This window comes from Propioniciclava flava, assembly GCF_004126535.1.
In the GTDB taxonomy this organism is placed as follows: Bacteria; Actinomycetota; Actinomycetes; order Propionibacteriales; family Propionibacteriaceae; genus Propioniciclava; species Propioniciclava flava.
Map to the genome: position 1 here is coordinate 79,901 of NZ_PPCV01000001.1, position 25,016 is coordinate 104,916.

Below are 25,016 nucleotides of genomic sequence, written 5' to 3' on the forward strand. Positions count from 1 at the left end.
CATGGAGCCCTGGGTACCGGACAGCGGATTGGATCGCCTGCTGGAAGCACGGGAGGATCCCGCCTGGGTAGCGGCCCAATGGGCCCACCCGCACGCGCGCGTCCTGGGCGTCGATGCGCGCTCGGGAGTGTCGGCGACGCCTCACCACGACGGTCTGCGAGGGATCCGACCCGGGGGCACGTTCGATCCTCAGCATCACTACCTGGTGGGCGCCGTTGACGGTGATCCCTGGTTCGCTGTCGAGGCGTCCGCGGACGGTCTCTCCTCGTCCTTGCGGGAGCTGGGAGGCGTCCTGGGTGAGACCGAACTCGACCTGGCCATGAGCGCGGTGGCGCTGGTCAACTGGCATCGTGAGGCAGGCTTTTGTGGCCGGTGCGGTACGGCGACGACGGTCACCTCCGGCGGCCACGAGCGGGCCTGCCCCGGCTGCCAGGCCCAATGGTTCCCGCGCATCGACCCGGCCGTGATCGTGGCGGTGCTGGACGAACAGGGGCGGCTGCTGCTGGGGCATCACGCTGGCTGGGAGGACACCCGGGTTTCGATCCTGGCCGGATTCGTCGAGGCCGGGGAATCCCTCGAGCAGGCCGTCCGGCGCGAGATCATGGAGGAGTCCGCGGTCACGTTGTCTTCGCTGCGTTACGTGGGCAGCCAGCCGTGGCCGTTCCCGCGCTCCCTCATGCTGGGATTCGTGGCACAGGCGCGGGGTCAGGAGGTCCGTCCCGATGGGGAAGAGATTCTCTGGGCGCGGTTCTTCGCCCGCGAGGAGGTGTCGGCTGAGGTCGCCGCGGGCCGTTTGACCCTCCCGATGCGCACGTCGATCGCGTCACGCATCATCGCGGCCTGGCGCGACGGGGACCTGACCCTGGATCCGGCAGCGACACGGTAGCGATCTCGTCCGCACCCGGCGCCTCAGCGCAGGCGTGCGGTGAGGCCGCTCATGCGGCGCGCGGGGCGGGCGATGGCCTGCGAGATGGCCGCCTCATCGCCGACCAGAAGCACCGACTCCTTGGCGCGCGAGACGGCTGTGTAGAGCAGTTCTCGCGTGAGCAAGGGTGAGCCTGCGGGGGGAAGCACCACGCTGACGTCGCGAAACTGGCTGCCTTGCGCCTTGTGGACGGTCATCGCATGGACGCTGGTCAGCCCGTCGAGCACAAAGGGGGAGAAAGCCTGCGGGATGCCCCCCACGCTGAACCAGGCCTGCGGCGGGCCCCCGGCGGCCACCACCACGCCGGTGTCGCCGTTATACAGCCCCAGTTCGGGTCGGTTGGCGGTCATCATCACTGGGCGTCCCGGGTAGGCCTCGCCTTCGGGAACGAATCCGGGAACGTCGGCGGTGAGCCAGGCCACCGCCGAACGGGACCAGGGGGCGACCCCGAAGGGGCCGCTGCGATGCCCGCACAGCAAGCGGTGCGCATCCAACGCCGCCAACGCGTGAGCGGGGTCGGCGTCGCGGACGGCCTCGGCCACGTCACGACCTGCCGCGACGACACGGTCCCGGACCGCGGCGACGCCTGCCTCGCCGTCCAGCAAGCGAAGGCTGGGGTCGCCTGAGGCGAGCGTGGCGAGCGCGGCGTCGGCATCCCCGGTGCGGATGGCTGTGGCGAGTGTGGCGATCGCACCCTGGAACCGGTAGTTGTGGCTCAGGCGCGCCACGATCCCGGCGCTGGCCGGGGCTTGGGTGATGTCAGCCAGCACACTGCCAGCATCGACGGAGGACAACTGGTCCGGGTCGCCCACCAACACCAGACGAGCGCCCGGTTTGAGTGCCTCCAGGAGACGGGCCATCAGCGACATCGAGACCATCGACATCTCGTCAATGATGACCACATCGTGAGGAAGCGGTCGCGTCGCATCGTGCGCGAAACGGGTGCGGGAGCCGCGCCTCCACCCCAGCAAGGCGTGCAAGGTCACGGCGCGGGCGGCGGGGTCTTGAAGCGACTCGGTCATGCGGGCCGCAGCCTTGCCGGTGGGGGCCGCGAGGCCGACCAGGGCGTCAGGGCTCTCGGCGCGGATGCGTGCCATGATCGCCTTGATCGTCCACGTCTTTCCCGTGCCCGGCCCTCCCGCGATGACGGTGACCGGGCTAGCGATGGCCAACTCCACCGCATCGCCTTGGCCTTGCGGGGCGCCGCCCGGAGGGGCGAGCGCCAGCCTGGCGAGCATTTCACGGCGGACGACTTCTTGATCGGCGTAGTGACGCTCCAAGTACAGGGCACCGTCGACGAGGCGCAGCGGCCGAGACGGGGCGTCCTGGGGCCCCACCGTCACGAGGGGGCTGTGGCGCAGAGCCTCCTCCCATGCGCCCGACTCTGGCCACCAGGCGGGGTCGATGTCGCTGGTGTCTTCGAGTTGATCCAGTTCGCGGAGCCGATCAAGCGGCAGGCAGATGGACCCCATGCGCAGTGCCCGCACCGTTAAAGCGGCGGCGAGGAGAACCTGCGGGTCCGACTCGCCAAAGAGGTACCCCCATTGCTGGGCGGGATGGACGTCGGACCAGGTGAGGGCCCCAGCCTCGTTGAAGTGGGCCAACAGTCCGGTGGCGCTGACCGCGCGCGCATCAGGGCTCACGAGGGGGTCTCCTCTCCCGCCAATAGCGCGGAGGTGGCGAGCACCAGGTCCGGGCTCGGCTTCCAGGTGAACACGCCCAGGGGGTGCCCGTCGGGTTGGGGAGTGTGCTCCCCGGCCATGCCGCGAACGAACAGGTAGGCCACACCGCCGAGATGGCGCTCAGGTTCGTAGGGTCGCCACCGGGTTCCCAAGAAGCGATGCAGGGCGACGCTGTAGAGCAACGCCTGGAGGGGATAGTGGCTGGCCATCATGGCTTCGGCCATGGCAGCGCGGGTGTAGTGCCCAATCGTCAAGGGTTCGTCGGCGGGGGCAAGCCAGTTGGTCTTGTAATCCACGACGACGAAGCGTGCTGCGGCGCCATCGCCGTCGCGCAACACGGCGTCGATGGAGCCGGTCAAGAACCCGTGCAGCCGCTGTCCCGCCAGGAGCGGGTTGGCCAGGCGAGCCGGGTAAGCGGCCAGAGGGTCGCCTGGAGGCAGGTGACGCTCCAGAAGGTGTGCCAGGTCGGCCACGGTAGCGCTGGGGTTGGAGAGGGCGAACTCGAAATCCATCTCCGCGAGCCGATCCGCGGGTGAGAAGTCGCGCAAGGTGCGGCCGGGAAGCAGGGGGCCAAGCGGGGTGTCGAAACTGGGGGCCAACGCGGTGGCGAGCGCGTCCGCACTGACATCGGCGACCGGCACCTGACGCAGCGCGGTCCTGGTGGCGTTGGCGACGGCGTCGCGCCACGACGGCACGGTCGCGTCGGTGGCCTCATAGACAGCGTGGACGAGAGTTCCGAAGGCTGCCCCGGCGGGCAGCGTCGCCATCGGCGAGAGGTCGGCATAGGCGTCCTCGACGGGGACGAGGAGATCCTCGGGGCCGCCTTCGTCGTCGAGCAGCAGGGAATCGACGGGTGATGCCTGATCGTGAGCGGCCGCGGTGAGCCCCGAGTAGGAGGTCCGCCGCCATGTCTGGTCGATGGTGCGATCCCACGAACGGAGGGTGAGTTCCGGGGATGGTGGCCGCGGAAGGGGCACCGCACGGGTGCCCTGCACCTCGACGACGCCGATCCCCGCTGCGGGGAGCCAACCGGCTCCGAGGGGGGTCGAGTCGGCGAGCACCTCGCTGAGGGGATAGGAACTGAGCGGACGCCGTGGGTGCTGCGGGTCATGGTCGGCGTGGACGAGTCGATGCAGCGGGGAGGCCGTCACGCGCGATTGGGGTGCCCACCACGTCACCACGCGGGACTCCGCGCGCGTCAACCCCACATAGAAGGCCCGCAAGGACTCATCCCCGTCTTCGAGCAGGTGCTGCTCCCAGCGACGGGCACGATCGGGGCCGCGTCGCCCGCCAATGTCGAGCGAACGGGCGGTACCGCCCGGGAGCACGAGGGGCTCACCGTGATCGGGCTGGACGGGAAACTCTTCACCCGACTCGGGCAGCAGCACGACAGGCCATTGGAGCCCCTTGGCGCGGTGGATCGTCATCACGGTGACGGCGTCGGCGTCGGTCGCGCGGCGGCGGGTCGCCTCGCCGCCGAGGGACTGGGCGGCGCGCTGACCGTGCAACCAGGCCGCGAGATCGCGCGGACGCCGCGTGACCCCAGAGCCGCGGTGACGATGCAGCAACTCGGCGATCTGGCGGTGATCGGTGACGCGTTGCTCCCCATCGGGGCGCTGCAAGAGCCGTGCGGTGAAGTCATGGTCGGTGTCGAAGGCCGCCACCAGCGCGGGCACGCCGCTGCGCTCCAGTGTCCGCGCCCATCGGTGCAGGAGGATCGCCCAGGCTGAATGCTGCGCCTCGTCGGCTTCGGCAAGACCCGGCACGGTTGCCCCGATGAAGTCGGTGAGGTAGGCGCGTTGCAGAAACGGACGACGCGGTTCGTCGAGGGCTTGAAGTAACGTCAGCCAGTCGTCGGCAGCGGTCGTGCTGAACACGCTGCGCGATCCGGTGAAGGTTGCGGGGATCCCCGCCTGGGCCAACTCCTTGGCCAGGGTCGCCCCTCGCTTGTTGGAGCGGACCAGCACGGCGATGTCACGCGCCCGCAGCGGGCTCCCCACGCCAGGAACCGGGATGCCGTTCTCGGTGGGCAGCCGCACGAGCGGGGGCTGATCACTCAGAAGTTCGGCGACGACTCCCACCAGGTCATCCCCGATGGCCTTGGCCGCTTGTGCCTGCGTCATTGCGGTGTCGGCGCTGATGCTGCGCACGTGGACGCCGTGGGCCCACGCGGTGCCATCTCGGCCCTGCAGCCGCGAGTGGCGAGCCGCGGTGACGGGGGGAGTCACGATGCCCTCACCCAGGAGAACACCATCGAACAATGCAGCGACTCCCGCCACGGTCTCGGGGTCTGACCGGTAGTTCACCGGCAGCGTGGTGGTGGTCGTCGACTCCTGCACCGCGAGGGTGTAGGTGTGCACATCCCCACCCCGGAACCCGTAAATCGCCTGCTTGGGATCGCCGATGAGCACCAACGTCGAGGATCCGTGGAACGCGCTGCGCAGGATCGACCATTGCACCGGGTCAGTGTCTTGGAACTCGTCAACCAGGACCACCGGGAACCGTGAGGACAGCCGCTGGCGCGCCTGGGCGCCAAAGCGATCATCGTTGAGGGCGTCCTTGAGGCGTTCGAGTTGGTCGTCGAACGAGTAGACGCGCAAGGCATGTTTGCGCCGTGCCACCTCGTCTCGGACCTGCTGGGCGAAGCGCACCCGATCACCCACGGCCCCTGAGGCGTCCTCTCCGACCAAGGTGGCGTCCTCGGTCGCGGCACGGCGCCCGATCTCCTGAGCCCCTGGATCGGCATTCCACCGCCTGCCATAGGGGAAGGGTGCGCCCTGCTCGCGCCGCGCGAACTGGGAAACGTACACGTCAGCGGACGCTTCGTCGGCCAATGGGCCGAGTTCTTCGATGAGCGTCGACAACGGGGTCTGCGGGGCCAGGATGCCCAAGCCGCTCAGCATGCTGTGGCAGAACTCGTGCGTGGTCATGATGGTGGCCCGGTCGAAATCTGCGACGGCGCTCGCCAACCGCGCGGCGCGCTCGGCGACCTGATCGGGGGTTCCGGTAGCCAGCGAGATCAAGACGGCATCGGTCGGCGTGGCATGCGTGCGCCCCTGGACGAGGTCTTCCAGGAAAAGGGCGGCCTCGTGGAGACGTTCCCGCACGCGCAGCCGCAATTCGGCCGTCGCAGCGCGCGAGAACGTGATCAGCAGGAGATCGTCGATCCGCGCACGCCCCTGCGCCACATAGCGGACAGCCAAGGCGGCGATCGCGTACGTTTTCCCCGTCCCTGCAGACGCCTCCAAGACAGTGGTGTTCGTGGGCAGGGCCCCGGTCAGGGAAAACTCTGGATAGTGCTGCGTCATCCCTGCCCCTTCACGATCGGTCCCCACACCCGGCCGGCCAGCGCTCCCAGGAGTTGCTCTTCGCCGGGCATGGCCCACGGGCTGCCATGGGACGGCGTGCCGCGCCAGGGCACCTCGTCTTTGCCGTACCAGCGATCCCAGACCAGATCGCGGTCGTAGCGCCACAGCTTGTTCAGCAGCGCGGTTTCCTTCAGCGGATCCCGGCCCTGGGCGCGGAACCGCGCCCACTGCTCGGCGACCCGGGGCGGCAAGGGGAGCACCTGCTCAGTGGCGTCGTGGGCCAAGGCGAGGAGATCGCCCAGGAAGGCTCGGGCGTGCTCGACCGGTGGCGCGGTGAGCCGCAGCGTCGAGCCGCGACCCACAACGACGGCGTTCGTGCGGCGTCCCGTGGCGACCGTCAGCGCGAGCATCTGAGCCCAGGCAGGGCCGAGATGGCGGGCGTCGACACGGCCGTACTGGGCTGTCGCGATGAGGCCCCCGCGGGTAACGACCTGGCCGGTGACGCGGACGCCGTCCACCACGAGATCGACGACGTCGGTGTGTGCCTCACCGGGGGCCTCGCGCTGGAAGCGGGTGACGATGCCGTGGGCGTCGCCGACGATGTCCATGAGCGGCCCGCGGCCGAGTTCGTGCGGAGGAACCTGCCCGCTGAGCCATTGGGCTGTGACGGCCTGATCGGAATCCTGCCCGGCGAGCAGCGAGGCCACGAGGGCCTCACCCAGCGACCAGCTTTCGCGGAACCCCAGTTCGAGCGGGATCGCCTCCTCGGCGATGTCGTCGGTAGCGAGGGTGAGGTCGGCACGTTCGCGCAGCAGGAACCGTGCCGGATGTTTGAGCAAGGCACCCAGTTGCTCGACGCTCACCTCCCGCAGCGGGGAGGTGCGGGGGAGCACGCCCAGGGCAAACGGATGGGGAGCAGAGCGCGGGGCCGCACTGAGGGCTCGGGCGGCAGCGTAGGACGCCCGATCGAAACTGCGGGCACGCCCTTTGGCGTCGGGAAGGAAGTTGCGGGGGGAGAACGGTTGCAGCGTCTCGATATGGACGCGGTCCTCCCCGAGCGCGTCACGAACCTCCAACACCCCGGCGGGGGGCGGATAGTCCTCGGGGGTGAGGGAGGACTGCCCTTGATAGATGAGGATCAGCCGATCCTGCGCGGCGAGAATCGCGTCCAGGATCGCCTGGCGATCATCGGTGCCGGGGGAGGGATCCAGCGGCTCATGCGCCGTAGCCAGAAGGTCGTCCCCGTCGCCGAGGCTCCGACGGGGAAACGTGCGTTCGTCCAGGCCCACGACGCACACCAGGCGATGAGGGATGCGCGGCACATCATCCACGCTGGCGACGACGAGGCTCCCGTTGCCGAAGGCGGGACGCTCCCGACGCCGCCCCCACGCGTCCGTCATCAGTGCCACGACATCACTGGCATGCAGGGAGGACCCTGCCGAACTGCCCCGCTCCTCGATGTCGGCCAGAACCGACCAGACCTGAGACAGTTGCCAGCTCTCGGGGTGGGGAACCTCGGTCAGGGAGGTCACGGCGTCACGGATGCGCGCCACCCATGTACTGACGGGGGCGTCCAACCCGAACTCGCGCGCGACACGCGACAATCGGCTGACGAGTTCGGCGAGGGCTCCGACGCGGTCGGTGTCGGTGGAGGAAACATCGTCGACCGTCGCCACCACCCCGACGCTGGTGTGGGTGTCGTCGCTGAAGGCCTCGCCGAGGATGAGGCGCTGGACGCCGAGTTGCCAGGTGTTCTGTGTCACCTCGACGCCGAACCATGCGCGGTGATCCGCGTTGATCCCCCAGCGGATGCCCGCTGCGTCGATCAGGGCCTCCAGGCGATCGATGTCGTCCGCGGCGAAGCCGAAACGGCGTGCAACGAAGGGGTGCGCCGCCCAATCGAGGAGTTCGGAGGCGGTCCCTCGACTGGTGCGCAACCCCAGCAGGTTCAGCACGAGCGCATACACCTGGTTGCCGTCCGCGAGACGGGGAATCGCCACGCGCAGGTGCGAGGCCGGATGCGCTGCGGCGGCGTCGCGAAGATCCTCGGGAGGGGAGAACAAGGCGGTGATGTGGGGGGCGAGGGCCGCAGGATCAGGAGTAAGCACGACGGCATCGCGAGGTTCGAGCGTGGGATCGTCGGCGAAGGCACCGGTCAACAGTTCGCGCATGACGTCGGCCTGACGCCCCAACGCGTGGCTGCTGTGGATGCTCAGTGAGTCGTCTGTCGGCAACGACGCGGGGACGGGTGCGCCGGAGAGGATCGACGCCTGCAGGAGCCCCAGCACCGTCCTGGCGCGCGGGGCAGCGGGATGGGATTCCTGGCTGTCGGCCAGCGCCTCCCACGCCGAACGCCACGCCGCGGCGCGCCGACCCAAAGCGGTGGCGAGGCTATTGGCCCCGGACTCGTGCACGGGCAGCCACACGTGCACGGGACGCGTGGACCCCAGCGCGGCGACGAGGTCAAGTGCGGCGGGGGTGACGTGGCGTGGGGCGAAGATATGCGCCTCGGGCCACGGCAGGGGATGCGTCCCTGCGCGCAGCGCCGCGGTCAAGGCATTCCGGCGCTGGATCGGGTCGGGTGCCGACACTTCGTCGTGCAGGGCGTGCCACAGCCATGGCTGCCACCCGTGGTCGCCCAGCCCCTGCGCGGCCAGCTGCGGGTCGGCCAGCCAAGCGCTCAGCCACGCCGGACGGTGATCGGCATAGCGATGAAGCAGGCGGGCCAGGCGCATCGCGTTGGCATAGCGCTGGTCGTTCGACGCGAGATGCGCCTCGAGCGCCTCCAGACCGGGCGCGTGCCGCTCGCACGCGGCAAGGATCGCCCACACCATGCGCGTCGGTGCCCAGGCGTCCTCGTGGGTAGGACTGCCCGACAACAACGCTTCCAGCCGACTCCAGGGATGGACGTCGTAACCGGCCATGATCCCGGCACCTGCCAGCGAGGTCGTGGCGACCTGCTGGGACAGCCACCGCTGTACCCCCGGTGTAGAGGTCAACAGGAGCGGACGCGCGAACGGATCGGCGTCGCTGGGCGTCGCGCTGGCGAACGCATGCGCCAAAGCGGCCGGGTCGGCCGAGGTGTGGAGGCGCACGTGGTTCATTGCCGACCACTGTAGGGGCAGCGACCGACAGTGTGCTCCCGAGGCGAACAACGTCACCGGCTCCGCCTACAGTGGGGCAGCGTGACCACCGATCCCGAGGACATCCTTGCCGGGCTCGATCCCGAGCAGCGCGCTGTCGCGCAGGCGCTCCAGGGTCCCGTCGTGGTGCTGGCGGGAGCGGGCACCGGCAAGACCCGGGCCATGACGCATCGCTTGGCCTACGGGGTGGCAACGGGGGCGTTCAGCCCCCGCTCCGTGCTGGCGCTCACGTTCACGACGCGGGCCGCCGCGGAGCTGCGCGAGCGTCTCGCCGCACTGGGGGTTCGGGGTATTCAGGCGCGCACCTTCCACTCCGCCGCCTTGCGGCAGGCTCAATACTTCTGGCCGCAGGCCTACGGGAACCCGCTCCCCCCGGTGACCGACCAGCGCATGGGGCTGGTCGCCGACGCGTTACGCCGGGAGCGGCTGGGCACCGACACCAGTCAGGTGCGCGACATGGCCGCCGAGATCACGTGGGCGAAGGTCAGCAACGTGGGAGCGGCCGACTACCCGGCGATCGCCGAGCGCGCAGGGCGCGAGGTGGCCGGGCACCGTCCCGACATGGTGGGCCGCATCATGGCCCACTATGAGGCGGTTAAGGCCGCCCGTGGGGTGATCGACTTCGACGACATCCTGCTGTGCACGGCGGGGCTGCTGGCCGAGCACGCCGAGGTGGCCAGCGAGGTGCGTCGCCAATATCGCCACTTCGTGGTCGATGAGTACCAAGACGTCAGCCCGCTGCAGCAGGCGCTGCTCGACCTGTGGCGCGGGGATTCCGAGGAACTGTGCGTGGTGGGAGATCCCGCCCAGACGATCCACTCGTTCGCCGGTGCCCGCGCGGACTACCTGACGGGCTTCGTCCAGCGGCACCCGGGGGCGGCGCGCATCGAACTCGTCCGGGATTACCGTTCGACGCCGCAGATCGTCGCGGTGGCGAACCACGTCATGGCCGGTCAACCCGAGGCCATGGAACTGCGTGCCCAACGCGAGGACGGGCCGGTACCCGTTTTGGTGGGGGCCGACAGCGAGGCGGAGGAGGCCGCGGGGGTCGCCGAGTGGCTGACGGCCACCCACGCCGCAGGAACGGCGTGGAATGAGATGGCCGTGCTGTATCGCATTCACGCGCATTCGCCCGTCTTCGAGGCGGCCCTCTCACAAGCGGGGATCCCGTTCCTCACCCGGGGCAGCGACGGCTTCTTCGAGCGGGTGGAAGTGAAGGCGGCGCTGCGTGGATTGCGCGGGTCGATGAAGGGCGTCGAAGACTCCGGCGCAGCAACGATGATGCGCGCGGCGGTCGCGGGCCTCGGCTGGACGCGTGAGCCTCCCGCGGGTCAGGGCAGCGTCCGGGAGCGCTGGGAGTCGTGGGACGCCTTGGTGGGGCTAGCCGACGAGTTCTCCCGTGCGCGGCCGCAGGGAACAACGGCGGATCTGGTCGTTGAACTCGAGCACCGTGCCGCAGCACAGCATGCACCCACCGGGCAGGGCGTGACACTGGCCACCTTGCATGCGGCGAAGGGCCTCGAATGGGACGCCGTCGCCCTCGTGGGCGTGCACGAGGGCGGCGTGCCGTTCACCTTGGCCACCTCGCCTGCCCAGATCGCGGAGGAGCGACGCCTGCTCTACGTGGGGCTCACTCGCGCCCGGCACGCCCTGCACGTGTCCTGGTCCACGTCGCGCCATGGTGGCGGTCCACGGCGTGACGCCAGCCGGTTCCTTGCTGGCGTGGCGCGAAGTCGCGGCGCTGCCACGCACACCTCGGCGCTCAGCAGGCAGCCTGCACGTCGTGGTTCCGCTTTGAGCGAGACGTGTCGGGTCTGCGGGCGGACTCTGACGTCGGGTGCGGAACGAAAACTGCAGCGCCATGTGGGGTGCGAGGTCGAACTCGACCTCGCCCTGTGGGAGGCGCTCCTGGAGTGGCGCTCCGATATGGCGCGGGCCGCCAGTGTCCCCGAGTTCGTGGTCCTCACCGATGCCACGTTGCGGGCTGTCGCGGAACGCTGCCCCACCACGGTGGCGGAGTTGTCGCGGATCGCAGGGATTAACGCGACCAAGCTGGCGCGGTACCAGGATGCCCTGCTGGGACTGGTGGCGCACCACCGTGGCGATCGCGTTGATCGCGGGTGAAGGACGCCTGGATGGAGGCGTCAGGCCGCGCAGCGGTGGGCAGCCGCATGGGCGGCGCAGTCGAGGCGGCGCGCCCAACTCCGAGTACCCAGTGATCCATCGGCCCGGCTGAGTTCGATCGTGGTTCCCCAGGTGTCTGGGACGAAGCCGGCGGACCAGGCGCGTACCTGCGCGGCGGCCATCCCGGCGATCCACGCGGTCTGAGAGGGATGCGGCACTGCCGTGGTCCGGCAGAGTTGGAGAAGGAGATGGGGCCACGCCGGATCGAGGTCACGCCGGATCAGATCGGTGCAGGTGAGGCAGGCGCTGTCGGGGGTGACCAGGGGGCCGACGATGGCGCGTTCCGGTTCGGCATGCAGGACGAGGTGCGTTCGTCCGCTGATCGTCAGTTCGCGGGTCAGGACACGATCGGGTTCAGGGGTCTCAGGGCAGACGAGGACGAGTTTGCCGGGGTGGCTCTCGGGCCGCCAGGAATGCGGCGCGACGAGGGGCGTGCCGGGCTCGAGCGTCGCCGCGACGGCGTCGGCCACGGCTCCTGAGCCGACGATGACGGCGGACGGCTGATCGTGATGCCAGGGCGTCGTCAATCCCTGATGGGTGAGCGTTGCGAGGGTGATCCTCGCCCAGGAGTGGGGGAGCCCAGGAACCACGTCTGCGAACTCGTGGGCGGTGAGCCCGCGCCGCAGACCCATCAAAGCAGCCTCGGCGTGAGGGGGTGCATCCGGGAGCACCACGGGGGTCTCCACATCGAGACCGATCTGGATCCCGCCGTCGGGCAGGCGCAAGATGCTGACGTCGGGGCGAAGCCGAAGGCGTGAAGTCATGGTGTCAGCGTGGCGCGAGCGAGGCCGCGATCGCACTCGATCAGGCCAGGTGACGACATCCCGACAACACGACTGAGGTGAACATGCAGCCGGGGCATCGAGCGTGATGCTCGATGCCCCGGCGCGACGTCTTGCTGCGGCGCTCAGGCCTTCGGCAGGAAGCGGGTGAGGTTGGTGCCGCACACGGGGCACTTGGCCTTCGCGATGCGGGTGCCCTTCTCGTTCACCGACACGGCTCCCTCGGCTTCGCGGTGATCCTTGCACTTCACGCAGTAGAACTTTCCGCTGTAGGTGTCGTTCGCCACAGGTTTCCTCCTGGCTGATTTCTGAACCCCGGCGGGCGGCCGTCGAGGCGCTGACCGGTTCAGCATACGTCACAGGGTCCCGGATGCTCATGCAGGGAGCAGGAAGACCCCCGGTGTGTCGCACGCCTGCCTTCCCCTGCGGGCGTCCACCACTCCGGGGGCCGTGGCGACAACTTAGCGTGCCCGCGACTCGCTGGTCAAAGCCGACGGCGTGGTTGCCCGTCCTGTGCGGGCCGAGCCCTAGGCTGTCGCCCATGCCGACGCTGGAGTACGAGGTACGCGATTCTCGTCGCCGCACGCGCACCATGACCGCCTTCCGGGAAGAGGGTCGCCTGGTTGTCGTCGTACCCGAACACATGACCACGCGTCAGCGCCGGGCCCTGATCCCTGGCCTCGTGGAGCGGTACCTCGCCAAGGAGGCCCGACAGCGCCCCCCTCGCGGTGACGAGGAGATCACGGCCCGAGCGGTCGAGTTGTATCGCTCCTACATTGCCCCCCACACCGAGCAGCCGGAGCCCGTCATTGGGGCCCGTTGGGTGTCCACGATGGCGTCACGGTGGGCGTCCTGCACCCCCAGCACCGGTGAAATCCGGGTCAGTGACCGGTTGCAAACCATGCCCGCGTGGGTTCTGGATTACGTGCTCCTCCACGAAGTCACCCACTTCGTGGAGCGCGAGCACAACACTCGCTTTTGGCGGTTGGTCAATGCGCATGCCGAGTCGCCGCGAGCGCGCGGGTTCCTGGAGGGCGTCGACTTCGTCAAACGGACGGGGGGCTAGGCCGCAGGCTGGGCTGTTAGACGTCCTCGTCTTTCCCGCGTTCTTCGTCGAGTAACCGCGCGAGTTGGGCGTCCAGGTCGTCGTCGGCCGCTGAGGAGAGGTGACCGTTCTCGGCGAAGCCGAGAGGGTCGTCCAGGTCAGCACCCGTCGGGACGAGGTCCGGATGAGCCCACACTGCGTCTCGACCCTCCACGCCTCGGCTCGCACGTACCGCCGCCCATAGGTTCGCCGCATCGCGGATTCGCCGGGGACGCAGTTCCAGGTTCAGCAGCGACGTCAAGGCGGATTCGGCGCCGGAGGCGCGGCGGCGCCGGACAAGCTCCTTCAATGCCGCGGCGCGGGGCACATACGCCGCACCTGCCTGGGTCACGACATCGTCCACCCAGCCCTCCACGAGCGCCACGAGCGTCTCCAGTCGACCCAAGACGTCACGTTGCTCTGCGGTGAGGACCGGCGTGAACAACTTCCCTGCCAGTTGGTTGCCGAACTCCTCGATCCGTTCGGCGCTGAGCCCACCCGACATCTGCGCTTCGATGGCCTCTTCAAATGCCGCAGAGTCCAAGGTCAGCTCGCGGGCATACTTCTCGATGAGGGCGAGCATCTGGGGGCCGAGCCAGGTCACCTGCCCGAACAGGCGCTGCCGCGCCGTCTCTCGCAAGGCCAGATAGATGCGGACATCGGACAGCGGCGCGTCCGAACCCTCCGCGAAGGCCGCTACGTTCGTCGGAAGCAGCGCGACCACGGGACGGTCCGTCAACGGGAACCCGAGATCCGAGGTGCTCACGACCTCCGTGCCGAGCTTGCCGATCCCCTGGCCGACGTGGGCGGCGAGCATGCCTGCCGCAGCAGTACGCATCATCGGCTCCATCATCGCCGCCATCCCGGCGAACTCGGGCTCGGGCCGGTCCATGAGCCCGGCAACCGCACCAGCCAACGAGGACGACACCGGCCCGGTGAGGCGCTCCCACGTTCCCATCGTCTGTTCGACCCACTCGGCGCGGCTCCAGGCGGCTGGAGCGGTGGCGATGCGGTCCATCGCAAGATGATCGTCCAGCCACAGGTCGGCCAGCGCGACCGCGTCACGGATCGAGGCGGCCTGCGCGGCGGACGGCGTGGGGTCGGGGCCCGCAGCCGCGGCGGTCTTGCGGGCGACGTCCTTCACCAGGGTCCAATTCAGACCGTCGCCGTCGCCTGCAGCCGACATCTGCTGACTGAACTGGGCGAACGCCTGCTGAAGCGGGCCGACGAGTTGATTGATGTCGAAGGTCCCGTCGGGCCCAGGCGTGATGCCGAACTGTCGAAGGAATTCCTCCATCGGGTTCGGATCGTCTCCGGTTGCCATGATCGATCTCCCTTCCCTGGTGCCTCCATTGTGGGGTACGAGGCAAGCGGGTGGGGGTCGCGAAGGCGCGGGCAGGTAGTATTCGCGCCATGACGAGGCAGACATGGACGGCCGCCGTGTCTGCGTTGATCTTCGTGATCTCGGCAGCCGTGCTCGCCATGACTCCCGTTCCGTTCGTTACTTATGCCCCCGGGGCGACCTTCGACGTCCTGGCCGACGCACAGCAGCCGCCCATCGACATCGCGGGCGCCCCCAGCTACGCGGCTACTGGCAGTCTGCTCATCGCCTCCACCTCGGTCACGCGTCCCGATGCTCCTGTCTCCTTACCTGAAGTGCTCTATGCCCATGCGGCTCCCGATCGCGAAGTGTTCCCCCGCGACGTGGTGTACGCGGCAGGTGCGACCAACGCCGAGATCCGCAGCAAGGAGGTTGCACAGTTGGGTGCTGCGCAATCCGACGCCGCTGCGGCCGCGTTGCGTGCCGCGGGGTTCCCGGTCCGGCAGGTGCCCATGGTGCAGTCGGTGGCGCAGACAGGCCCAGCCGCCGACAAGCTGTTCCCCGGTGATTTCGTCTTGGAGATCGATGGCGTCGCGACTGCGACGACGGCGGCGGTTCGCGCACAGATCGAGAAGCGCGCGATCGGCGACCCGGTGACCTTTACCGTGCAGCGTGACCTGCCCGATGGCACCCGCGGGCGACTCAGCGTCAAGATCGACACCACCGCCTCCAAGACGCAGGCCAGCCTGCCCGTGTGGGGCGGCAACCTCACGATGGGGTACTCCTACGAACCCCGCATCACTTTTCATCTGGACTCCAGCCTGGGAGGCTCCACAGCGGGCCTGATCCTCGCGCTGGGGGTCTATGACCGCATCACCGCTGACAACGTCATCAATGGGCGCATCGTCTCGGGAGCCGGCACGATCGACGGCGTCGGCAACGTGGCCGCGGTCGGCGGGATCAAGGAGAAGCTGGTGAGCGCGGAGCGTGCCGGAGCGGAGGTCTTCTTCGTGCCCTCTGGTAACTGTGCCGACATGGACGGCGTCGGTTCGCACGCACGGATCGTGAGCGTCTCGACGCTCGATGACGCGATCAACGCGCTGGACGCCTTGGCGGATCCGGCAACCGAAGGCCTCGTGAAGGGATGCACATGAGTGAGGACGCGCTGATCGCGGCGTTGATGGAGATCGAGCGCCACGTCGGGCACGGCGGTTGGGACCAGCCAGCCAGGCTGTTCGCGCTGGTGCCCACGGCGGAACTACTGGCGGCAGAGCCTGCGCTGGCCGATCAGTTGGCCCGGCCGCAGGAGCAGCCGTCCGACGCGCTGAGTTCCATCGAGCAGGACGGCTTCAACGCCGGAACCGACGTGGTGGATGCGTTGGCCGGGATTGGATGGCCCTCTGGGGTGTTCGGCTGTGCTGTCGCGATGGAGCGGCTGTTCGTCCCGCCCGAGGTCGAAGACGACCTCCCTGAGGATCAGGCCGAGGCGGAGACGTTTGTCGCCCATCACCCTCAGCGTCAAGACGTGCGTGTCGTCGTGGGTGTGACGCGTGAGGGCGCGCAGTACGGGGTGGCCCGGCTGAAGACGCGCCCCGAGGAACTCCTCGCAGCTCCGGACCTGGTTCCGGGGCTGAGCGAGGTTCTGTCGCATACCCTGACTGCTTAACGACTTTCGAGGAGTCCTAGACGTGCCAGCCGCCACCGTTGCCCCCCGTCGTAGTCCTGTCCTGATGACGGCGGTGATCATCGCCGTCGCTATTGCAGCCTTCCTGGTGTTTGCCGCCGTGTGGACTGAGAAGCTGTGGTTCGACTCCACGGGGTTCACCGGAGTGTTCACCACCCAACTGGTGGCGCACGTGGTCTTGTTCGTGGTGGCCGCAGTCGTGGTCGGGGGCCTCATCGGGCTCAACATGGCGGTCGGGCTCCGCTTGCGTCCCCGCCAGCGTGCTCGTGGTTCCTCCCAGGTGCTGGACCGCTATCGCGACCTGCTGGAGACCAATCGCGTCGCCGCGGTGGTCATTCCTTCGGCCGTCTTTGGCGTGATGGCGGGGATGTCGATGTCGACGCAGGTCATGCCTGTCCTCGCCTGGCTGCACCGCAAGCCGTCCGGGGTTCTGGACCCCTACTTCGGTCTGGACACGACGTTCTACATGATCGATTTCCCGGTGATCCGGCTCGTGCTTTCACTGCTGTTGGGCGGGTTGGTGTTCGGGTTGATCGCCGCCGCAGCCGTCCACTTTGCGGTCGGCAACATCGTCATCAGTCGGGAACGCCGCGGCATTGGGACGCCACGGGTGGCGCGTGTTCACTTGTCGCTCCTGGCGGCCGCGATCCTGGTGGTCTTCGGCCTGCAATGCCTGGTGGATCGCTTCGGGTTGCTGTTGCAGCAAGGTTCGCTGTTCACGGGGATGCAGTACACCGACGGCAATGCCCGGATGACGGCTCAGCTCGTCCTTGCCGTGATCTCCTTCATCGTGGCGGCCCTCTTCGTGGTGAACGCCTTCGTCGACCGCACCATCATGCCGGTGGCTGGCGTGGCCCTCATGCTGGTCACCAGCCTCATCTTGAGCATGATCTACCCGGCCATCGTGCAGACCTTCCAGGTCCGTCCCAATGAACCAGACCGCGAGAACGACTACATCCGGGCCCATCTGGCGGCGACGAAGCAGGCCTACGGCATCACCGACACGCGGATTGAGGACTATGCCGCGGTGACCCATGTGGCGCCGGGGCAGCTCAAGGAGGACGCCGCAGCCCTGCCGGGGATTCGCTTGATGGACCCCCAGGTGGTCGGGCCCGCCTTCGAGCAGTTGCAGCAGGTGCGCGGCTACTACTCGTTCCCCGACATCCTCGACATCGACCGCTACACCATCGACGGGCAAGAGACCGATGTCGTGGTCGCGGCCCGCGAATTGAACCAGGCGGGGATCCCCGATCCGAACTGGAACAACCTCCACACCGTCTACACGCACGGACATGGCTTCGCCTCGGCCTACGGCAACCGGCGCCAGGGCAACGGCGAGCCTGTCTGGGTGACGCGGGACATCCCGCCGGTCGGCGAGATCGAGGAGTCGCAGTCGCGCATCTACTTCGGCGAGCAGTCGACGAACTACGCCATCGTGGGGCGACTGGACGGCCAAACTCCGATCGAACTCGACACTCCCGGCGGTGCTCAGGGGGGCGGGGAACAATACAACGAGTACGACGGCACGGGCGGTGTGCCCATGGGTGACCTGTGGGGGCGCCTGCTATTTTCGACGCGCTTCGCCGATCTGAACATTTTGTTGTCTGATCGGGTCAACGCTGAGTCGAAGATCCTCTACGACCGCACCCCCAAGCAGCGGGTGGAGAAGGTCGCACCGTGGCTGACCGTTGACCAGAATCTGTATCCCGCGGTCGTCGACGGCCGGGTGGTGTGGATCGTGGACGCCTACACGACGTCGAACACGTACCCCAACAGTCAGCGCGTCCAACTCGATCAGGCAACGACTGATACCCAGTCGTCGGCGCTGGGTGGGCAGGCCGATCAGCCGATCAACTACATTCGCAACTCGGTCAAGGCCGTGGTGGACGCCTACGACGGCAGCGTGAAGCTGTATGCGTGGGACGAGACCGATCCGCTCCTGCAAACGTATTCCGATGCCTTCCCGGGGACCGTCTTGCCGCGTTCCGACATCAGTCCGGATCTGCTTCAGCATTTGCGCTATCCCGAGGATCTCTTCAAGGTCCAGCGTCAGCTCCTGGGGCGCTACCACGTCTCGGATGCGCGCGTGTGGTACAACGGCACGGACATGTGGGAGGTTCCGGTCGACCCGGTGCAGGGGAACAACGGCACCAAGGAACCCAGCTACTACTTGTCCATCAAGTGGCCCGGTGACGCATCACCAACCTTCAGCCAGACGGCCGTCTTTGTCCCTCGCAGCCGCCAGAATCTCGCCGCCTACCTCGCGGTGAACGCCGATGCTGCCTCACCTGACTACGGCAAGCTGCGCATCTTGCGGATGTCGGACACGCAGCAGATCGATGGTCCTGGCCAGACGCAGAACGCGATCACGCAGAATCAGGCGGTGGCGGCCAAGCTGCTTCCCTATCAGCAGAACCGAGGGGCCGCGTCGATCAAGTACGGCAATCTCCTCACGTTGCCGATGGGCAACGGCCTGCTGTACGTGGAGCCGATCTACACCGAGCGGACGGGCAACGCGGGCGCCTACCCAGCCTTGACGTTCGTGGTGGTGCGGTTCGGTGAGCACATTGGCATCGGTAGCACGCTGCAAGAGGCGCTCGATGAGGTGTTCGCCGGTGACGCCGGCGCCGATACCGGGGAGTTGCCCGCCACGAACCCCGGTGGTTCGACGCCGACGCCCACGCCTACGCCGTCCCCGTCAGCCCCGAGCGGCACGGTCAATGAAGCAGCGACGGTGGCTGCTTTGCAGCGCGCTCAGCAGGCCTTCACGGATGCGGATTCAGCCTTGCGCAATGGCGACCTGGCCACCTATCAGTCCAAGACGAATGAAGCGAAGCAGGCCTTGGCCGACGCGCTGCGGCAGATGGGGCGCTGAGGCGGGCCTCAGTTCGCGTCGCTGGCGCGCACCTCGGCGTCGAAGCCCGCCTCATGCAGGGGCGTGAGGAGGGCCTGAGCGTCACCGACGACCACGAGCGTTGCCGCTTGCGGGAGGAGGAGTTCCTCGGCGACCTTCGAGGCGGCCTCAGGCGTGACCCGGGTGTAGTCGTCGAGTTGTCGAGGGACAAAGTCGGCGGGCAGGCCTGCCGCAGCCTGAGACAACACGCCTGACGTCACGCCCGCTGCCGTCGCGTAGCGCAGGGGGGTCGTCCCGGTGAGGTAGTCGCGTGCCCGGTCGATCTCGTGGGTGCTGAACTCTCCGCCTTGCAGGATGCTGCGCGTCAACGCGAGCGCTTCCCCGACCACCTCGGTGCGGAACGCTGCCTGGGTGTAGCTGAGACCACCGCGGCGCATCGGAGCGTTCACGAGGTGGATGCCATAGGTGAACCCCTTCTCCTCACGCAGGACGCGGTTCAGTCGACTGAGATAGGCCCCGCCGAGGGCGTGTGTGGCTAGTTGCAGGGCGGCCCAGCGCGGATCGGCCCGATCAAGGGTGAACCATCCCATCCGGATGTCGGCTTGGACCGCTTCGGGGCGGTCAATGATGATCGCGCGAGGGGTTGCGGGCCGCGGAGTCTGGGGAGCGATGAGCGTTTGGGCTGGATTCGTCCAGCCCTCGAACGCGTTCTGGATCCTGGCGGCGATCCCGTCAGCCAGATCCCCGGAGACGATCAGACGTGCCCCGCGGGGGCCGTAGGTGGCGGTGTGGTAGGCCCGCGCGTCGTGGCCCTGCAGGCCCGCGATGCTGGTGGGGCTACCGGTCCGCGAGCGGCTTTCCCGTGCGGTGGGGTCGATCAAGGCTGCGCGGAGCGCGTGGGCTGCACGCCCTGGTCCTGTGGCGAGTTGCTGCTCCAGCCCAGCGGTGAGCTGCGCTGCGTGCCGAGCGATGGCGTCGTCGGTGAGGGTGGGTTCGGCGACTGCTTGGGCGAGGAGGGGAAGGGCAGCGTCCAGGTGACGTGTCGGGACGTCCAGGAGCACCTGGGTTGCCGAGAAATCCACTGCGCCGCCGAGGACCGCCCCCTGATCCTCGATGGCTTCGGCGAAGGACGGCCCGGGATGGGAGCGCGTTCCTTCGATCAACGCGCTGGCCACGACGGTGGCAACGCCCTCGATCTCGCGGGGTTCTCCGGACAGGGGTGCGTCGATGAGGAGCCCCACCGAGGCGACGTATTGCCCTGGGAGATGGAAGAGGGTGACGTCGAGGCCGTTACTGAGCGTGAAGCTGTCGCTGGGCGGGAACTCCCACCGAGGCGAGGGGGCGAGGTCGGGTTGAGGGACGGTGTTCACGCTGTTGCTTCCTTCGTGGCGGGTCGGTACTCCAGGACAGCTCGAGCCTGAGGGGCGAGCCAGGCGCGTGCCGCTTCTTGTACGGCGGAGGCGTCCAGCGCAGCGATCTGCGTGACGCGGGTGTTGAGGCGTTGCGGGTCGCCGTCGAGCATCACCAGACCGCTCAACAGGTCGGCGCGGGATTCCACCCGCGACGCGTCCGTGAGCCATTCGCGCTCGAACTGGACCTGAGCTCGATGCAGTTCTGCCGCCGTGGGCCCTTGGTCTGCGAGGCGCTGCACCTCATCGAGGGCGACCTCCTCGAGGTGTTCCAAGGCGACGCCTTCGCGGGCACGCGCAAACACGTGGCTGAGGGAGTTCCCGACCGCCAAGGGCACCGCCCCGGCTCCCGCCGTGGACGCCAGGTCGGCGTCGCGCACCAGGCGGCGATACAGGCGTGAGGTCTCGCTGCCACCAAGGATCGACAACGCCAGGTCGACGGCGTCGGCGTCGGGGTGCTGCCGCGGCGGGGTGCGCCATTGCAAGTAGAGCTGGGCCGCGGGCACGGCGCCACTGGCGGTGTCTCGGGGCACACCGCTCAGCGGTAGGAGCGAAGCGGGTGAGACGCGCTGCGGATGGTGCGCAGCCTCAAGCGGACCGAAGTAGCGCTCGATGAGCGGCAGAGCCCCCTCCGGGTCGACGTCGCCACTCAACGTCAAGACGGCGTTGGCGGGGGAGTACCAGCAGCGGAAGAACTCGTGCGCGTCCTCCAGGGATGCCGCGTCGAGGTCCGCCATCGATCCGATGACCGTGTGACCGTAGGGGTGGTCAGCGGGGAAGGCCAACGGGAGGAGTCGCTCCAGTGTGTCGCCATAGGGGGCGTTGTCGTAGCGTTGCCGCTTCTCTTCCTTCACCACGTCGCGTTGTGTGTCGAGGTTCGTCTGCGTGAGTGCAGGAAGCAGGCGACCCATGCGATCAGCCTCCAGCCACAGGGCGAGGTCGAGGGCTCCGGTGGGGACGGCCTCGAAGTAGTTGGTGCGGTCGAACCAGGTGGTGGCGTTGCCGGTAGCCCCGGCTGCCTGAAGGAGGTCGAAATGCTCGCCGCTGGCGACATGCTCGGATCCCTGGAACATGACGTGCTCGAAGAGGTGAGCCAGACCGGTGCGCCCCGGGGTTTCGTCTCGCGAGCCGACGCCGTACCACAGGTTGACCGCGACGACGGGGGCATGATGCTCGGGGTTGATCACCACCCGCAGGCCATTAGACAGCACGTGCTCGGTCAGGGAATAGCTCAAGTCTGTGGGCGGCGTCACGGCGCCCATCCAAGCACATCCCTCCCCAGCGCTTGGGTATCAGGGCCGGGGTTTGGCCCCCGGGGGTGCGGCGGCGACGACGATAGCGGCGATAGCCAGACCGCCCAGGACCAAGGGGGTGGCCGGTGCCCCCAAGATCCGGGTGAATGCCGACAACTGGGTATCGCGTGACTGCGGCGTCGCAGGCGCGTCGCCTGTCCGGGCGATCGGTGATTGCGGGGCCAGTGCGGACTCATCTGGGGCGTCGTTAGGCGCCGAGGAGGGGGACTGGAGTGACGGTGACTGCTGAGCTGCCGTCTCGTGGCGTGATGCCCCCGCGGGACGCGTGGTGACCTGCGGCGCGTTCCGTCGGGGTGAAGGTCGCGCGGGAGCCGGTGCGGGCGACGGCTGCGGCGTCGGGGCGGGAAGGGCTGGCGCCGGGGTGGGCAGGTCCGGTTGCGTGGGCGGTTGGCTCGGGTTGGGACTCCCCGGGGCGCTCGGCGTGGGCCCCTCCGACGGTGTCCCGGGTTGGCCGGTGTTGCCCGACGGTGTCGGCGACGGGGTCGCGGTGTCTCGCCCACCTGACGGCGTGGGGCTTGGGGTCGTCGTCGGCGTCACGGTCGGCGTGCTGGTGGGAGTGACCGTGGGTGTGGGCGTCGGAGTCGGAGTGGCCGTGGGGGTTGCCGTTGGCGTTGCCGTGGGTGTCGGGGTTGCCGTGGGAGTCGGCGTCGGTGTGGGGGTCTCTCCGCCGGGTGATGGCGTGACGGTGAAGGTGATGACCCCGTCGTTGGGCTGGCGATCATCGTCGGTCCACGCTTGCGTGAAGGACGCCCAGAGCGGGCTTCGTTCGGCTCGCCCGCCTGCGGGATCCACGGGGGTAAGGAACACACTCACCTGGACGAGCGAATACCGGCCTGGAGGAAGGTTCACGGTCCTGCGCAGCAGATCGCTGGGGCCAACAATGGTCCGCGCCTGCACGTCGAGGGCCCCCGAGGCGGTGGCGCAGAAGAGAGGAACGGTTTCGGAGGAGGCGCACACCACGTAGTCGATGATGGAGGGGTCCATCACAGGGGTGCCGTCTGGCGTGGCGATCGTGATGAGCGGCCAGGGCGCTCCGACGGCCTGCACGCCGCCGTCGGCGACGACGCGGGGGCGCTGCGGCACGTTCGTAGGCGTCGCCGAAGGGGGACGAGGCGCGGAAGGACGCGTGCTGGTGGGCGCGCTCGTCGCCGGGCCGTTCGCGGTGGGAGTGACCGTGGCCTTGGGCGTGGCGGAGGCTGTGGGGACGGGACCCTCGCCTTCGCCCGGCATTCCAGAGGCGCTTGCGAAGGGGACCGCGAGAATTCCAAGGGAGGTGACGGCCGCCAGGCACACGGCGGCGCGACTCGAAAGCCTCATCGGGAACAATCCCGGCATCCCACCCCCTCACTCGCGCACGACATACAGCACACACCATAAGTCACAGGCCGGGTACCGTGGAGAGTCCTCAACGAGCTCTCGACGCGTGTCGTCCGACGGGGCAAGTGTTGACACCGGCGTGGGAAAACGGTCAGGGGTAACCCATCGACGACCAGGATGATCGAGATGACGTGGCTAGATATGACAATGGTCTGGAACTCCCCCCGGGAACCAGACCGTGCCACGTTGGTAGCGGGGACAGGATTTGAACCTGTGACCTCTAGGTTATGAGCCTAGCGAGCTACCGAGCTGCTCCACCCCGCGTTGCTTGATCAACTATAGCTGAGACGGTCGCGAGTCCCAAATCGAGGCCTGAGCCCGGTGCAGTAAGCTGTGGCGGGCTCGAGGCAGGCGATTCTGGAGGGGCGAGTGAGCACGTCAACAACCCATGCGCGCGGAGTACTTCGGCGCGGTGCGGTGGCGCTGGTGGCCGCGCTGGCCCTCGTGACGGCTGCCTGCTCGTCGGGGGTGTCTCCCAGCAGCACGGCGCCAGCATCACCGGCTCGCACCCTCGTGATCGGGGCAACGGCCGAGCCCACGTCACTGGATCCCACGGCCGACGCTGCGGCGGCGGGCTCCCAGGCTCTGCTCTACAACGTGTACGAGACGCTGGTGAAGGTGGATGCACAAGGTCAGCTGCGCCCGTTGCTGGCGCAGGCATGGGACGTGTCCTCGGATGGGCTGACCTATACCTTCCAGTTGAATCCGTTAGCCAAGTTCTCCGACGGCTCCCAAGTCACCGCCGACGCCGTTGCGCGCAACATCGCCCGCATCAAGCAGGAGCCGGTTGCGGCGAAGCTCAAGACTGCGATGGCCGTGGTGGACTCGACGAAGGTCATCGACACGGACACGTTGTCGGTCACGTTGTCGCGTCCCAGCGTCAACTGGCTCTACGAGATGGCCTCCACTGCGGGGATCGTGATGAACCCCGCAGGTTTCGCAACGGCCACGACCGCGACGGCGGGCTCTGGGCCGCTGACCGTAACGGGGTGGACGCCGGGGGACAGCATCGTCTTGAGCAAGAGCCCGGGGTACTGGGGAACGCCGGTGCGGTTCGATGAGGTGACGTTCCGTTACTTCAAGGATCCCAATGCGATGAATGCCTCCATGCTGAGCGATCAACTGGACATCATCTCCAACCTTCAAGCGCCCGAGTCCTTGGCACAGTTCTCCGACCCGTCGCGCTTCAGCGTGGTGGAGGGGACGACCAACGGCGAGGTCGTCATGGGGATCAACAACGGTGGCGCCCCGACCGACCCCTCCGTGCCTGCGGGGACCGGCAACCCGGCCTTGGCCGATGTGCGCGTCCGGAAGGCCATCACCATGGCCATCGACAAGCAGGCGTTGGTCAACACCACCTGGGGCGGGCACGGGAAGGTCATCGGCTCGATGAGCGTCCCCACCGACCCGTACTTCGAAGACCTGTCCGGGCTTTACCCGTACAACCCGACCGAGGCCAAGCGCCTCCTCGCCGAGTCCGGCCACAGCCGCCTGACCCTGCGGCTCAAGCCCGCCGCGCTCCCGTACGCGACCAAAGCGGCCCAGTTCATCGCGGCGCAACTGCAAGACGTCGGCATCACGGTGCAAGTGGAGGAGTTGCAGTTCCCCGCGCGCTGGCGCGAAACCGTCTACGACCGGGCCGATTACGATCTGACGATCGTCGCCCACGTCGAGGCTCGCGACCTGAACACCTTCGCCAACCCCAACTATTACTGGCGTTACCACAATCCCGACTTCGACGCCCTGGTCACGAAGGCGGACGCCGGAACGGTGAGTGACTACGCCTCGGGCATGAAGCAAGCTGCGCGACTGCTGGCCGATGATGCCGCAGCGGTGTGGCTGTACGTACTACCCAACATCGTCGTCACGAAGCCGGGGATCACGGGGGTGCCCCGGGACGCGCAATCGCTGTCGTTCGACGTCACCACCATCGCCAGGGCCTGAGGTCGC

Annotated in this window: 16 protein-coding genes and 1 tRNA gene; 7 read left to right on the forward strand and 10 right to left on the reverse strand. The window is 68.3% G+C overall.

Annotated elements, in window-relative coordinates:
* Nucleotide 1 precedes the first annotated feature (1 nt).
* Nucleotides 2–886, forward strand: a complete 885-nt coding sequence (gene nudC / locus C1706_RS00375) for an NAD(+) diphosphatase (RefSeq protein WP_129457228.1) — start codon at nucleotides 2–4, stop codon at nucleotides 884–886.
* Between the two features lie 23 nt (nucleotides 887–909).
* On the opposite strand, the gene recD is transcribed toward nudC, so the two are convergent.
* Genes recD through C1706_RS00390 form a run of 3 tightly spaced genes read right to left on the reverse strand, consistent with a single transcriptional unit; the run spans nucleotide 910 to nucleotide 9,019 of the window.
* Nucleotides 910–2,568: an exodeoxyribonuclease V subunit alpha gene (recD, locus tag C1706_RS00380; RefSeq protein ID WP_129457229.1), complete on the reverse strand. Its 1,659-nt coding sequence runs from the start codon at nucleotides 2,566–2,568 to the stop codon at nucleotides 910–912.
* Complete coding sequence (locus C1706_RS00385; RefSeq protein ID WP_129457230.1) at nucleotides 2,565–5,915, reverse strand: UvrD-helicase domain-containing protein; 3,351 nt, start codon at nucleotides 5,913–5,915, stop codon at nucleotides 2,565–2,567. Before C1706_RS00385 ends, recD begins: the two co-directional genes overlap by 4 nt.
* The gene (locus tag C1706_RS00390) at nucleotides 5,912–9,019 is read right to left on the reverse strand and encodes an exodeoxyribonuclease V subunit gamma (protein WP_129457231.1); all 3,108 of its coding nucleotides are present in this window, start codon (nucleotides 9,017–9,019) and stop codon (nucleotides 5,912–5,914) included. Before C1706_RS00390 ends, C1706_RS00385 begins: the two co-directional genes overlap by 4 nt.
* An 81-nt stretch (nucleotides 9,020–9,100) precedes the next feature.
* Here C1706_RS00390 and C1706_RS00395 point away from each other — a divergent pair, with 81 nt between their 5' ends.
* A complete protein-coding gene (locus C1706_RS00395; protein WP_129457232.1) occupies nucleotides 9,101–11,182 on the forward strand; it encodes an ATP-dependent DNA helicase UvrD2 in 2,082 nt (693 codons plus the stop codon).
* A gap of 20 nt (nucleotides 11,183–11,202) precedes the next feature.
* Here the strand turns inward: C1706_RS00395 and C1706_RS00400 are convergent, their stop codons facing one another.
* On the reverse strand, nucleotides 11,203–12,006 hold the full coding sequence (locus C1706_RS00400; protein WP_129457233.1) for a hypothetical protein: 804 nt from the start codon (nucleotides 12,004–12,006) through the stop codon (nucleotides 11,203–11,205).
* A 143-nt stretch (nucleotides 12,007–12,149) separates the two neighbouring features.
* Nucleotides 12,150–12,311 carry a DUF5679 domain-containing protein gene (locus tag C1706_RS13905; RefSeq protein ID WP_164987363.1) on the reverse strand — a complete coding sequence of 54 codons (162 nt, stop codon included), beginning with the start codon at nucleotides 12,309–12,311 and terminating at the stop codon, nucleotides 12,150–12,152.
* 254 nt (nucleotides 12,312–12,565) lie between these two features.
* Here C1706_RS13905 and C1706_RS00405 point away from each other — a divergent pair, with 254 nt between their 5' ends.
* Entirely contained in the window at nucleotides 12,566–13,090 is a 525-nt protein-coding gene (locus C1706_RS00405) for a M48 family metallopeptidase (RefSeq protein WP_129457234.1), read from the forward strand.
* 16 nt (nucleotides 13,091–13,106) lie between these two features.
* Here the strand turns inward: C1706_RS00405 and C1706_RS00410 are convergent, their stop codons facing one another.
* The gene (locus tag C1706_RS00410; RefSeq protein ID WP_164987364.1) at nucleotides 13,107–14,432 is read right to left on the reverse strand and encodes a zinc-dependent metalloprotease; all 1,326 of its coding nucleotides are present in this window, start codon (nucleotides 14,430–14,432) and stop codon (nucleotides 13,107–13,109) included.
* 89 nt (nucleotides 14,433–14,521) lie between these two features.
* On the opposite strand from C1706_RS00410, the gene C1706_RS00415 reads away from it, so the two are divergent.
* The 3 genes from C1706_RS00415 to C1706_RS00425 all read left to right on the forward strand — a co-directional run bounded on the left by C1706_RS00415 (nucleotide 14,522) and on the right by C1706_RS00425 (nucleotide 18,988).
* Nucleotides 14,522–15,583, forward strand: a complete 1,062-nt coding sequence (locus C1706_RS00415) for a PDZ domain-containing protein (protein ID WP_129457236.1) — start codon at nucleotides 14,522–14,524, stop codon at nucleotides 15,581–15,583.
* Complete coding sequence (locus tag C1706_RS00420) at nucleotides 15,580–16,095, forward strand: PPA1309 family protein (protein WP_241653352.1); 516 nt, start codon at nucleotides 15,580–15,582, stop codon at nucleotides 16,093–16,095. The genes C1706_RS00415 and C1706_RS00420 overlap by 4 nt, the downstream gene beginning before the upstream one ends.
* Before the next feature lie 64 nt (nucleotides 16,096–16,159).
* Nucleotides 16,160–18,988: a UPF0182 family membrane protein gene (locus tag C1706_RS00425; RefSeq protein WP_206660915.1), complete on the forward strand. Its 2,829-nt coding sequence runs from the start codon at nucleotides 16,160–16,162 to the stop codon at nucleotides 18,986–18,988.
* An 8-nt stretch (nucleotides 18,989–18,996) separates the two neighbouring features.
* Here C1706_RS00425 and C1706_RS00430 read toward each other — a convergent pair whose 3' ends face one another.
* The 4 genes from C1706_RS00430 to C1706_RS00445 form a co-directional block, all read right to left on the reverse strand.
* A complete protein-coding gene (locus C1706_RS00430; protein ID WP_164987365.1) occupies nucleotides 18,997–20,337 on the reverse strand; it encodes a M16 family metallopeptidase in 1,341 nt (446 codons plus the stop codon).
* On the reverse strand, nucleotides 20,334–21,629 hold the full coding sequence (locus tag C1706_RS00435; protein WP_241653353.1) for a M16 family metallopeptidase: 1,296 nt from the start codon (nucleotides 21,627–21,629) through the stop codon (nucleotides 20,334–20,336). Before C1706_RS00435 ends, C1706_RS00430 begins: the two co-directional genes overlap by 4 nt.
* A gap of 39 nt (nucleotides 21,630–21,668) precedes the next feature.
* Nucleotides 21,669–22,772 (reverse strand): hypothetical protein, encoded by a 1,104-nt coding sequence (locus C1706_RS13910; protein ID WP_164987366.1) that lies wholly within the window; start codon nucleotides 22,770–22,772, stop codon nucleotides 21,669–21,671.
* Nucleotides 22,773–23,253: 481 nt separating this feature from the next.
* A tRNA-Met gene (locus C1706_RS00445) sits at nucleotides 23,254–23,330 on the reverse strand.
* 105 nt (nucleotides 23,331–23,435) lie between these two features.
* Between C1706_RS00445 and C1706_RS00450 the strand changes: the two genes are divergently transcribed.
* On the forward strand, nucleotides 23,436–25,010 hold the full coding sequence (locus C1706_RS00450; protein ID WP_164987367.1) for an ABC transporter substrate-binding protein: 1,575 nt from the start codon (nucleotides 23,436–23,438) through the stop codon (nucleotides 25,008–25,010).
* Nucleotides 25,011–25,016 lie beyond the last annotated feature (6 nt).